The organism is Leclercia sp. 119287 (assembly GCF_009734485.1).
GTDB classification, from domain to species: Bacteria; Pseudomonadota; Gammaproteobacteria; order Enterobacterales; family Enterobacteriaceae; genus Enterobacter; species Enterobacter adecarboxylatus_C.
The window spans coordinates 4,231,639-4,244,160 of sequence record NZ_CP046445.1 but is presented as its reverse complement, the minus strand read 5'-3'; the positions used below and the strand labels follow the sequence as shown (position 1 = coordinate 4,244,160).

At 56.5% G+C, this 12,522-nt stretch carries 10 protein-coding genes; 3 read left to right on the top strand and 7 right to left on the bottom strand.

Going from position 1 to position 12,522, the window contains the following annotated elements:
- Positions 1–3 precede the first annotated feature (3 nt).
- The 3 genes from yqjA to GNG27_RS20305 all read right to left on the bottom strand — a co-directional run bounded on the left by yqjA (position 4) and on the right by GNG27_RS20305 (position 3,259).
- On the bottom strand, positions 4–666 hold the full coding sequence (gene yqjA / locus GNG27_RS20315) for a DedA family general envelope maintenance protein YqjA (RefSeq protein WP_059307126.1): 663 nt from the start codon (positions 664–666) through the stop codon (positions 4–6).
- Positions 667–1,017: 351 nt separating this feature from the next.
- Positions 1,018–1,794 carry a transcriptional regulator ExuR gene (gene exuR / locus GNG27_RS20310; RefSeq protein ID WP_142487199.1) on the bottom strand — a complete coding sequence of 259 codons (777 nt, stop codon included), beginning with the start codon at positions 1,792–1,794 and terminating at the stop codon, positions 1,018–1,020.
- Between the two features lie 166 nt (positions 1,795–1,960).
- Complete coding sequence (locus GNG27_RS20305; RefSeq protein WP_142487198.1) at positions 1,961–3,259, bottom strand: MFS transporter; 1,299 nt, start codon at positions 3,257–3,259, stop codon at positions 1,961–1,963.
- 479 nt (positions 3,260–3,738) lie between these two features.
- Here GNG27_RS20305 and uxaC point away from each other — a divergent pair, with 479 nt between their 5' ends.
- Positions 3,739–5,151 carry a glucuronate isomerase gene (gene uxaC / locus GNG27_RS20300; protein WP_156264698.1) on the top strand — a complete coding sequence of 471 codons (1,413 nt, stop codon included), beginning with the start codon at positions 3,739–3,741 and terminating at the stop codon, positions 5,149–5,151.
- Between the two features lie 18 nt (positions 5,152–5,169).
- Positions 5,170–6,657, top strand: a complete 1,488-nt coding sequence (locus GNG27_RS20295) for a UxaA family hydrolase (RefSeq protein WP_156264697.1) — start codon at positions 5,170–5,172, stop codon at positions 6,655–6,657.
- A 76-nt stretch (positions 6,658–6,733) separates the two neighbouring features.
- Here GNG27_RS20295 and sstT read toward each other — a convergent pair whose 3' ends face one another.
- The 4 genes from sstT to GNG27_RS20275 form a co-directional block, all read right to left on the bottom strand.
- Positions 6,734–7,975, bottom strand: coding sequence for a serine/threonine transporter SstT (sstT, locus tag GNG27_RS20290; RefSeq protein WP_156264696.1), 1,242 nt, complete (start codon positions 7,973–7,975; stop codon positions 6,734–6,736).
- A gap of 261 nt (positions 7,976–8,236) precedes the next feature.
- Positions 8,237–9,205, bottom strand: coding sequence for a TerC family protein (locus tag GNG27_RS20285; RefSeq protein ID WP_156264695.1), 969 nt, complete (start codon positions 9,203–9,205; stop codon positions 8,237–8,239).
- A 424-nt stretch (positions 9,206–9,629) separates the two neighbouring features.
- Complete coding sequence (locus GNG27_RS20280; protein ID WP_156264694.1) at positions 9,630–10,628, bottom strand: Gfo/Idh/MocA family protein; 999 nt, start codon at positions 10,626–10,628, stop codon at positions 9,630–9,632.
- 70 nt (positions 10,629–10,698) lie between these two features.
- Positions 10,699–11,202 carry a YgjP-like metallopeptidase domain-containing protein gene (locus tag GNG27_RS20275; RefSeq protein ID WP_156264693.1) on the bottom strand — a complete coding sequence of 168 codons (504 nt, stop codon included), beginning with the start codon at positions 11,200–11,202 and terminating at the stop codon, positions 10,699–10,701.
- An 85-nt stretch (positions 11,203–11,287) separates the two neighbouring features.
- On the opposite strand from GNG27_RS20275, the gene rlmG reads away from it, so the two are divergent.
- Positions 11,288–12,424 carry a 23S rRNA (guanine(1835)-N(2))-methyltransferase RlmG gene (gene rlmG / locus GNG27_RS20270; protein ID WP_156264692.1) on the top strand — a complete coding sequence of 379 codons (1,137 nt, stop codon included), beginning with the start codon at positions 11,288–11,290 and terminating at the stop codon, positions 12,422–12,424.
- The last annotated feature ends 98 nt before the right edge of the window (positions 12,425–12,522 follow it).

Genomic DNA, 12,522 nt, shown 5'->3' with positions numbered 1-12,522 from the left:
GCTTTAACCCTGACTTCCATGTTTTTTCTTCCACAACACCACCAGCGAACCAATCAGGCCAAACACCAGCAGCACGACGGGCAGCAGCATCAGGCAGGACATCAGCTGATCTTCGTACTTCAGGAATACCGGGGTCTTACCGAGCAGGTAGCCGAGGGTGGTCAGGATCAGCACCCATAGCAGGCCGCTCATCCAGTTAAAGAACTGAAAACGGGTGCTGCTGAGGCCGGAGAGCCCGGCAATCGTTGGCAGAAGGGTACGGACAAAGGCGATGAAGCGGCCCACCAGCAGCGCGGAGAGCCCGTGCTTATGGAACAGATGGTGCGCTCGCTGATGATAGTGTGCCGGGAGATGGGAAAGCCAGTTTTGCACGATGCGCGTATTGCCGAGCCATCGCCCCTGGATATAGCTCAACCAGCAGCCGAGGCTGGCGGCAATAGTCAGCAGCAGCACGGTTTGCGGGAACTGCATTGCCCCTTTTGCACAGAGCACGCCCACCAGCACCAGCAAACTATCGCCGGGCAGGAAAGCGGCAGGTAGCAGACCGTTTTCAAGAAACAGGATCATAAACAGGACAAAATAGAGCATGCCAATCATGGAAGGATTGGCCAGCGTTTCGAAATCCTGAGCCCATAAGGCGTTCAGTAGTTGGGTCAAAAGTTCCATTCAGTGTTCCTGAAAATCGGTTAACGGCACACCTGTCAACCGGGTCAAACAGCACGGCGACATTTTTTATAATTTCATTATGGTCGCTCGCGGACACAATGTGTGGCCAGAACTGTTCCCTGTTAAGTGGCAAAGTAAGCAAGCACTAACTAACAAGCTAAACGGCTAAATGCATCTAATTGTAACAAAGCCTGAAGGGATCCGTCACAGTATTTGCATCATTCCAGGATTGATTTTGGCTTAACCCAGGCAGAGGACGCGAGGTCTTTTACAAACGCTGACACTCTAAAGGTTTGCTTACCCACCGGGGCCGAAAGGCGCAGCGAAGCGCCTGCCGGTAGAAAAAGGGGCTTATTTCGCGTGACTGACGGCGGTATCGAGGTGAACCACCGGATTCTCCGCAAAAAGATAGCGGTCGGCATTGAATTCGAAGTCGTCGCTGGTTTCATTGAACAACATCTGTTTGGTGTTCTCGAGATGCTGCCACATCGCCAGTTTTGCCGCATGCGGGTCTTTACGGATCAGGGCTTTAAGGATCTGGTCATGATCGTCGCACCAGTTATCCACGGTACGGGAATCGATGTGATCGTGCAGTTTTTTCCAGTACGGGTTATGAACGCGTTGAGTCCACATTTTTTCGACAATTGCCGCCAGGGCGGTATTTTGCGTGGCGAGGGCCACCTGGACGTGAAACTGCAGATCCCACTCGGAGTCGCGGAAGCATTTTTCTTTACGCGCGTTATCCTGGATCTCCATCAGCTTCATGATGTCCTGCTTGGTCACCTGCGTCGCCGCGAACTCGGCGATATTGCTTTCGATAAGCTGACGGGCCTGGAGCAGCTCAAAGGGACCGTAGTTGGCAAATTCCAGATTTTCGTCCGGGGCCGGGGAGTGTTTTGCCTGACTGGAGATGACATGAATGCCTGAACCCTTACGCACTTCAACATAGCCTTCAACTTCCAGCATGATGATGGCTTCACGAACCACGGTGCGGCTTACGCTCTTCTCATCAGCAATAAAACGCTCGGCGGGTAATTTGTCACCTACCAGATACACGCCTTGCTCGATACGAGCTTTCAGCTCGGCAGCAAGTTGCTGATAAAGACGACGGGGTTCGTTGATTTCCATATGCGCTCCAGGCAGGGTATGGCTAATGATTTGTTATACCACTTTTACCCGTTTGTCTCCAGATTTGACCCGCAAAAAAGCCGCTCAGAAGCGGCCTTTATATGCCCGGCGGCGCGGGCCTCCGGGTTCTGTAGGCCGGGTAAGCGCAGCGCCACCCGGCATTACACTAACTCTGCGTTGCCGGCCTTCCAACAGACTCTTGCTGCAACTCATCCGCAGATTTGTTTTTCAGCACCGTCCAGATAAGCACCGCACCCATCAGGTCGAACACCGCCAGGACCGCGAACAGCGGGCTGAAGCCGATGGTGTCAGCCAGCGCACCTACCACCAGGGCAAACATGGTGCTGGCAGTCCAGGCAGCCATCCCGGTCAGGCCGTTGGCAGTCGCCACTTCGTTACGACCAAAGACGTCAGAAGAGAGCGTAATCAGCGCACCGGACAGAGACTGGTGAGCAAAACCACCGATACACAGCAGACCAATTGCCACGTATGGGCTGGTGAACAGGCCGATCATACCCGGGCCAATCATCAGCAGGGCGCCCATGGTCACCACCATTTTACGGGAGACGATCAGGTTCACGCCAAACCAGCGCTGGAACAGCGGTGGCAGATAGCCGCCGACGATACAGCCGAGGTCAGCAAACAGCATTGGCATCCAGGCGAACATGGCGATCTCTTTCAGGTTAAAGCCGTAGACTTTAAACATGAACAGCGGGATCCAGGCGTTGAAGGTACCCCAGGCCGGTTCTGCCAGGAAGCGCGGCAGGGCGATACCCCAGAACTGACGGGTGCCGAGGATCTGCAGAACAGACATCTTCTTGCCGTTGTTGGTCTGGTGCTGAGACTCCTGGCCGCCGATGATGTAGTCGCGTTCTTCTTCAGACAGCTTCTTCTGATCGCGCGGGTGTTTGTAGAAGATCAGCCAGGACATTGCCCAGGCAAAGCTCAGCACGCCGGAGAGAATAAACGCCAGCTGCCAGCTGTGCATCACGATAGCCCACACCACTAGCGGCGGAGCAATCATTGCGCCGATAGAGGAACCCACGTTGAAGTAGCCCACCGCAATGGAACGCTCTTTCGCCGGGAACCACTCGGACGCCGCTTTCAGACCCGCAGGGATCATCGCCGCTTCCGCCGCACCGACTGCGCCGCGGGCCAGCGCCAGGCCGCCCCAGCTGCCTGCCAGCGCGGTTGCGCCGCAGAAGATAGCCCAGGTGACGGCGAAGACCGCGTAGCCGACCTTGGTGCCCAGAATATCCAGCACGTAGCCTGCTACCGGCTGCATGATGGTATAAGCCGCGGAGTAGGCCGCGATAATATAAGAATATTGTTGTGTGGAGATGTGCAGCTCTTCCATCAGCGTCGGTGCAGCCGCCGCTATGGTGTTACGCGTCAGGTAGCCCAGCACGGTGCCGAGCGTCACCAGTGCGATCATGTACCAACGTAACCCTTTAATTTTACGCATGTAAAACCTCATCGTTATGTTATTGCCGCACCGGAGTACGGGCATCCCTACGCCAGGCGTGAGATGTTTATCAACGGGAGGGTGTTACCGGGATCACTCCCGGAACGACCCGAACCTTGCCATAAGTAAACGTGCATAAGTCGGTATCCTTACCGCTGAGTCCGATGCCTGTGGCACCGGTAACGCATTCCGTCGGCTTATAATTTGCGACGGCGAAAAGATAACTTGTCATACAACTTTAAAAGGTGAGTGACATCACAAAAGTGTCAATCTTTGTAAGGACAATGTCTCTGCTCTGTCAGGCCAGAGCTGGCGCGGGGTTTAGCGGTATTTACCACTTTGGATGTAGATTATTTGTCGACGTTTATTGATCTAACTCACGAAAAAATCATCGGCCTCTGGAAATTGGTGTGATAACTTTGCAGCATCTGAACATTACTTTTCTGACGCACTCGTAGGCTCGTAAGAGGAAGACGATAATGACCCCGTTTATGACTGAAGATTTTCTGTTAGATACCGAATTTGCCCGCCGTCTGTATCATGATTACGCAAAAGACCAGCCGATTTTCGACTACCACTGCCACCTTCCGCCGCAGCAGGTTGCCGAAAATTACCGTTTCAAAAACCTGTATGACATCTGGCTGAAAGGTGACCACTACAAGTGGCGTGCTATGCGCACTAACGGGGTGGCGGAACGCCTCTGTACCGGCGATGCCTCCGATCGTGAAAAATTCGACGCCTGGGCCGCGACCGTGCCGCACACCATCGGTAACCCGCTGTACCATTGGACCCATCTGGAGCTGCGCCGTCCGTTTGGCATTACCGGCAAGCTGCTCTCTCCGGCTACCGCCGATGAGATCTGGAACGAATGCAACGAGCTGCTGGCGCAGGACACCTTCTCTGCCCGCGGCATCATGAAGCAGATGAACGTCAAGATGGTCGGCACCACCGACGATCCGATCGACTCGCTGGAACATCACGCCGTTGTCGCGAAAGACAGCTCGTTTGACGTTAAAGTGCTGCCAAGCTGGCGCCCGGACAAAGCCTTCAACATTGAGCAGGCAACCTTTGCTGACTACATGGCGAAGCTGAGTGAAGTCTCTGATACCGAGATCCGCCGTTTCGGCGATCTGCAGACCGCGCTGGCGAAGCGTCTGGATCACTTTGCGGCTCACGGCTGTAAAGTGTCTGACCATGCTCTGGACGTGGTGCTGTTTGCCGACGCCAACGAAGCCGAGCTGGACAGCATTCTGGCGCGTCGTCTGGCCGGTGAAAGCCTGAACGAACACGAAGTGGCGCAGTTCAAAACTGCGGTACTGGTCTGGCTGGCGGCAGAGTATGCCCGTCGCGGCTGGGTGCAGCAGTACCACATCGGCGCGCTGCGCAATAACAACCTGCGCCAGTTCAAGCTGCTGGGCGCTGACGTCGGTTTTGACTCCATTAACGACCGTCCCCTGGCGGAAGAGCTGTCGAAACTGCTGAGCAAACAGAACGAAGAAAATCTGCTGCCGAAAACCATTCTCTACTGCCTGAACCCGCGTGATAACGAGGTGCTGGGCACCATGATCGGCAACTTCCAGGGCGAAGGCATGCCAGGCAAGATGCAGTTCGGTTCCGGCTGGTGGTTCAACGACCAGAAAGACGGCATGGAGCGTCAGATGACCCAGCTGGCGCAGCTCGGCCTGCTGAGCCGCTTTGTCGGGATGCTGACCGACAGCCGCAGCTTCCTTTCTTATACTCGCCATGAATATTTCCGCCGCATTTTGTGCCAGATGATTGGCCGCTGGGTGACAGCGGGCGAAGCCCCGGCCGATATCCAGCTGCTGGGCGAAATGGTGAGAAACATCTGCTTTAACAATGCGCGCGACTACTTCGCTATTGAACTGAACTAAGGCCTTCTGAGGGTTGATATGCAATACATCAAGATCCATTCGCTGGATAACGTAGCGGTCGCGCTGGCCGACCTGAGCGAAGGTCTGGACGTGACGTTTGAAAACCAGACCGTCACGCTGCGCCAGGACGTGGCGCGCGGGCACAAGTTCGCCCTGCAACCCATTGCCAAAGGGGAGAACGTCGTTAAATACGGTCTGCCTATCGGCCATGCGCTGGCGGATATCGCGGCGGGTGAATTCATTCACTCCCACAATACGCGCACCAATCTGAGCGATCTGGATGAGTACAGCTATCAACCTGAGTTACAGGCTGAGGCCAGCCAGGCGGCGGATCGTGACGTTCAGATCTACCGCCGCGCCAGCGGGGAGGTGGGGATCCGCAATGAACTGTGGATCCTGCCGACCGTCGGCTGCGTCAACGGCATCGCCCGTCAGATCCAGAGCCGGTTCCTGAAAGAGACCGGGCAGGCAGAAGGGACTGACGGCGTTCATCTGTTCAGCCACACCTACGGCTGTTCCCAGCTGGGCGACGACCACATCAACACCCGCACCATGCTGCAAAACATGGTGCGCCACCCGAACGCCGGGGCGGTGCTGGTGATCGGCCTTGGCTGCGAGAACAACCAGGTCGATGCCTTCCGCGAAACGCTGGGGGATTTCGATCCGGCACGCGTGCACTTTATGGTCTGTCAGCATCAGGACGACGAAGTGGAAGCCGGGCTGGAGCATCTGCATCAGCTGTATGAGGTGATGCGTCACGACAAACGTGAAGCGGGCAAGCTGAGCGAGCTGAAGTTTGGTCTGGAGTGCGGCGGCTCAGACGGCCTGTCCGGCATTACCGCCAACCCGATGCTGGGTCAGTTCTCCGACTACGTCATCAGCAACGGCGGCACCACCGTGCTGACCGAAGTGCCGGAGATGTTCGGCGCGGAGCGCATTTTGATGAGCCACTGCCGCGACGAAGCGACCTTTGAAAAGACCGTTACCATGGTCAACGACTTCAAGCAGTATTTTATCGCCCACAACCAGCCGATTTACGAGAACCCATCCCCGGGTAACAAAGCGGGCGGGATCACGACGCTCGAAGAGAAATCCCTCGGCTGCACCCAGAAAGCGGGCGCCAGCCAGGTGGTGGATGTCCTGCGCTACGGCGAGCGGCTGCAAACTCACGGGCTGAACCTGTTAAGCGCGCCGGGCAATGACGCCGTGGCCACCAGCGCCCTGGCGGGTGCGGGCTGCCATATGGTGCTGTTCAGCACCGGTCGCGGCACGCCGTACGGCGGTTTTGTGCCGACGGTAAAAATTGCCACCAACAGCGAGCTGGCGGCGAAGAAAAAGCACTGGATCGATTTTGACGCCGGTCAGCTGATCCACGGCAAAGCGATGCCGCAGCTGTTAACGGAGTTTGTGGATGTGATTGTTGATATCGCTAACGGCAAGCAGACCTGCAACGAGAAAAACGACTTCCGCGAGCTGGCGATCTTTAAGAGTGGTGTGACGCTGTAAGTGTGTTTGCCGGGCGGCACTGCGTTTGCCCGGCCTACGAAAGTAAAAGGCCCGGTCACTGACCGGGCCTTTTTTATTAGCTGCGCAGCGCGTTTTTCGCCAGACGCGCGTCTTCAGCCTGACAGGCCGCGGCGGTAAACAGCACGTCAGTCGAGGAGTTCAGCGCCGTTTCGCAGGAGTCCTGCAGCACGCCAATGATAAAGCCGACCGCTACGACCTGCATGGCCACTTCATTCGGGATACCGAACATATTACAGGCCAGCGGGATCAGCAGCAGCGAACCGCCCGCCACACCCGATGCGCCACAGGCGCACAGCGATGCTACGACGCTCAATAGCAGCGCAGTTGGCAGATCCACCGGAATACCCAGAGTATGCACCGCCGCCAGCGTCAGCACGGTGATGGTGATCGCCGCACCCGCCATATTGACGGTCGCACCCAGCGGGATGGAGACGGAGTAGGTGTCACGATCCAGGTTCAGCTTCTCGGCCAGGGCCATGTTCACCGGAATGTTTGCCGCAGAGCTGCGCGTAAAGAAGGCGTAGACGCCGCTCTCACGCAGGCACATCAGCACCAGTGGATACGGGTTACGGCGGATCTGCCAGAACACCAGCAGCGGGTTGATCACCAGCGCCACCAGCAGCATACAGCCAATCAGCACCAGCAGCAGCTGGGCGTAGCCCCACAGGGTTTCAAACCCGGTGGTGGCCAGGGTGGAGGAGACCAGGCCGAAGATACCGATTGGCGCAAAGCGGATCACCACTTTCACCATAAAGGTCACCGCGTTGGACATGTCGTTAACCAGGTTTTTGGTGGTGTCGTTACCATGGCGCAGGGCAAAGCCCAGCCCGATGGCCCACACCAGAATGCCGATATAGTTGGCATTCAGCAGAGCATCAATCGGGTTAGAGACCATGCTCATCAGCAGGCCGCGAAGCACCTCGACAATGCCGGATGGCGGGGTGATATCTCCCGCGGCAGTGGTAAGTTGCAGCGTGGACGGGAACAGGAAGCTAAACACCACCGCCGTCAGGGCAGCAGAGAAAGTACCCAGCAGATAGAGGAACAGAATCGGACGAATGTTGGTTTTCTGGCCGTGCTGGTGGTTGGCAATGGAGGCCATCACCAGCATCAGCACCAGCACCGGTGCGACGGCTTTTAACGCGCCAACGAACAGGGTGCCGAGTAAGCCAGTGGCAATAGCGGCCGGTTTAGAAACCAGTGCCAGTAAAATACCCAGCACCAGGCCTATCAGTATTTGTTTGACGAGGCTGCCCTGCGTCAGACGCGCGAGCATACCAGTAGATTGTGTGGTCATGGAAAATTCCTTCAGTGAAATTGCGTTCCGTCCCGGGGGTGCTCTCAGGCACTTATCATCCCGGTTAGAGGTGTGTGGTTTGCAAGATTGAGTATATTGAAAGCGCAATGCGAGGGAAGCGTAAAATGCTGGGTTTTACGTGCTGCGTCATATTTTTTAACTGTATATTTACATTTTTGTCGGGTGGCGCTGCGCTTACCCGGCCTACAAACCGTAGGCCCGGCAAGCGTCGCGCCGCCGGGCATCAAACCGCACAAACCCTTACTGGATCTGCCGCTTCTTATCGTTCTGGTGGTTCACCCAGGCGTTGATAAGCAGGGTCAGGACCAGGATACCAAACACCACGCCCAGCGAGATGGCGATCGGGATGTGGTAAAAATCGACAATCATCATCTTGATACCGATAAACACCAGGATCACCGACAGGCCGTACTTCAGCATTGTGAAGCGCTCCGCCACGCCCGCCAGCAGGAAGTACATGGCACGCAGGCCGAGGATGGCAAAGAGGTTCGACGTCAGCACGATGAACGGGTCAGTGGTCACCGCGAAGATCGCCGGAATGCTGTCGACCGCGAAAATCACGTCGCTCAGCTCCACCATGATCAGCACCAGCAGCAGCGGGGTAGCGAACAGCAGCCCGTTCTTGCGCACGAAGAAGTGCTCGTTCTCGATGGTGTCGGTCATGCGCAGGTGGCTGCGGATCCAGCGCACCAGCGGCTTCTCGCCAATACCGGTTTCGTCTTCCTTCGCCAGCGCCATCTTCACACCGGTAAACAGCAGGAACGCGCCGAAGATATAGAGCAGCCATTCGAACTGCGAGATCAGCCAGCTGCCGGCGAAGATCATGATGGTACGCAGGACGATCGCGCCCAGCACGCCATACACCAGCACCCGACGCTGCAGGGCAGCCGGTACGGCAAAGTAGCTGAACAGCATCAGCCAGACGAAGACGTTATCCACTGCCAGGGCTTTTTCAATCAGATAGCCCGTCAGGAACGCCAGCGCCTGGGGATCGGCCACCGCGCGGCCCTGAGTGATAGAGAGATACCACCAGAAGGCGGCACAGAAGAGCAGGGAGAGGGTGACCCACACCAGCGACCAGGCGGCCGCCTGTTTCATGGTCATGCCATGTGCGCCGCGACGCCCCTGTAAAAAGAGATCGATCGCCAGCATGATCAGGACCACGACTGCGAATCCGCCCCACATCAGCGGAGTACCGACAGTATTCATAAAATTTTCCTTCCTGTACGAGCCTACCCCACAAGGCTATTTTGCTTGCCATTTTGAACCTGGGCAGTGCTCGCAATCCTCACGTACTACGTGTACGTTCCGGTTGCTGCGCGCTGTCCGTGTTCAAATTGTCTGCGCCAATTACGCCTTCTGGGGTAGGCTCTAAAAAACAAAAACGGCTATGGTCAGAAGACGATAGCCGTTGCGTTTTTTATGCATAGACCTCGCCTTCCGGCAAGGTCTCACTTACAACAAGAAAGGAATACGTTAATCGCATTCCTTTTTCGTTGCCCGGCGACCGGATGCGGGATTAAACGCATCGTAATGACGATCCACCGGCCAGGAAGTTACTCCCCTTTGCAGGTAACAAAATATGTCAGGCCATTGATTTCGTCAATGGCCTGCGCGAATTCATTACACAGCTTTACGCGGTAACTTCTGCATTCAGGCCATCCGCCGGGAACACCACCCCCGTCTGACGACGGATCTCGGTCTGTAGCTTCGCCGTGGTACGGCTCACCGCCAGGCCCGGATGGTTCACTTCCTGGGTTTCGACCAGACGCGCAAACACCTCTGCCTCATACAGCATAGTGTTGATATGTTGAGGCTGCGTCAGCTCCTGCGCCTTGCCGCCGCGCGGCACGTAGCTCAGCTTCTGGCACTCGGAGATCTTCTCAACCACCAGCGAGCCGTTTTCGCCCTGAATTTCGCTCGGCAGCACCGAGTCGCTCACCTTGGAGTGCTGCAGCGTGACGCTGAAATCACCGTAGTCCAGCACCACCAGACCGTGGGCATCAACACCGCTCTCCAGCAGGCTGGCGGTTGCCTGCATCCGGTGCGGCTCGCCCCACAGCGCCACCGCCGAGGCCAGGCAGTAGAAGCCGATGTCCATAATCGAGCCGTTGGAAAACGCCGGATTAAAGGTGTTCGGGTTCTCGCCGTCGAGATAGCGCTGATAGCGCGACGAGTACTGGCAATAGTTAATAAAGGCTTTGCGTACGCGGCCCACTTTCGACAGGGACTGCTGTAGCAGCAGGAAATTCGGCAGGCTGGCGGTTTTAAACGCTTCGAACAGCACCACCTGGTTTTCCCGCGCAAGCGCAATGGCGGCTTCAACTTCCTCTATATTGGAGGCCAGCGGCTTCTCGCAAATCACATGTTTTTTGTGGCTGAGGAACAGCGTCGTCTGCGGGAAATGCAGTGAATTCGGGCTGGCAATATAGACCGCGTCAATGGCATCGCTTTGCGCCATCGCCTCCAGAGAGGTAAACAGATGCTCGACGAGATAGTCGTTAGCAAAAGCCTGAGCCTGTTCAAGGCTGCGGGAATAGACTGCGGTGAGCTTATATTTGCCGGTCTCATGGGCGGCATCGACGAACTGGCGAGTGATCCAGTTCGTCCCAATGACTGCGAAACGTATCATAAACGTTCACGAACTCCGTAGCTGGGAACCTTTAGCCACTGTAGCACGTCAGAATGACAAAACGAGTGCGCTAATCCGTATTACTATTTAACGATAAATGCGTAAGCCACAAACGGGTATCAAACTCCAGCTGGTGATACTGCGGTTCCATATGGCAGCACAGGGAGTAGAACGCTTTGTCGTGCTCTTTCTCTTTCAGGTGCGCCAGCTCATGCACCACAATCATGCGCAAAAAGGCTTCCGGTGCGTTGCGGAACACGGTCGCCACGCGGATCTCGGCTTTGGCCTTCAGCTTGCCGCCCTGCACGCGGGAGATGGCGGTGTGCAGACCCAGGGCGTTCTTCAGCACGTGGATCTTGTTGTCGTACATCACCTTATTGATCGGCGGGGCGCTCTTCAGGTACCGGCTTTTCAGATCCTGCGTATACTGCCAGAGGGCTTTATCGGTGGCGAAATCGTGGGTCCCCGGGTAGCGTTTTTCCAGCACCGCGCCCAGCTTCTGCTCGGCAATCAGGCTGCGAACCTGAGAAAGTAAATGCTCCGGGTAGCCCTGGAGATAAGTCAGTTGGTTCATCAAAGCCCCAAAATAATTTGAAAACGGGTATACTCACGCACCCTTTTCAGGGATAACGCCGAAATTTTACCATTCAGGAGGGCCGATGAGCCACTTAGACAACGGTTTCCGTTCACTCGACTTAAAACGTTTCCCGGAAACGGACGACGTTAACCCGCTTCAGGCGTGGGAAGCGGCGGATGAATATCTGCTGCAACAGTTGGATGAGACAGAAATTAGCGGCCCGGTTCTGATCCTGAATGATGCTTTCGGCGCATTGGGTTGTGCGCTGGTCGAACATACACCGTACAGCATCGGTGATTCCTATCTGAGCGAGCTGGCGACGCGCGAGAACCTGCGCCACAACGAGCTCGATGAAGGCAGCGTGAAGTTCCTCGACAGCACCGCAGAGTATCCGCAGGCGCCGGGCGTGGTGCTGATTAAGATCCCGAAAACCATGGCTTTGCTGGAGCAGCAGCTGCGTGCCCTGCGTAAGGTTGTGACGCCAGAGACGCGCATTATTGCGGGCGCAAAAGCGCGTGATATCCACACCTCGACCATTGAGCTGTTCGAGAAAGTGCTGGGTCCAACCACCACCACGCTGGCGTGGAAAAAAGCCCGCCTGATCAACTGCACTTTCAGTGCTCCGCAACTTGCCGACGCGCCAGAAACCCTGAGCTGGAAGCTGGAAGGCACCGACTGGACTATCCACAACCACGCCAACGTCTTTTCACGTACCGGGCTGGATATCGGCGCGCGCTTCTTTATTGAACATCTGCCGGAGAACCTGGAGGGGGAGATCGTTGACCTCGGCTGCGGTAACGGCGTGATTGGCCTGACGCTGCTGGCGAAGAATCCGGAGGCCAGCGTGGTCTTCAGCGACGAGTCGCCGATGGCGGTGGCCTCCAGCCGTCTGAATGTGGAAACCAACATGCCGGAAGCGCTGGATCGCTGCGAGTTTATGATCAACAACGCGCTGTCGGGCGTGGAGCCGTTCCGCTTTAACGCGGTGCTGTGTAACCCGCCATTCCACCAGAAGCATGCCCTGACGGATAACGTCGCCTGGGAGATGTTCCACCACGCGCGTCGCTGCCTGAAAATTAACGGTGAGCTCTATATCGTGGCTAACCGCCATCTGGATTACTTCCACAAGCTGAAGAAGATTTTCGGCAACTGCACCACCGTAGCCACCAACAACAAGTTCGTGGTGTTGAAGGCGGTTAAGCTCGGTCGCCGTCGTTAAGATTGTTTTGCCGGGCGGCGCTGCGCTTGCACCGGCCTACGGTTTTGTAGGCCCGGTAAGCGCAGCGCCACCGGGCATCAGACCGCACACAATGTAGG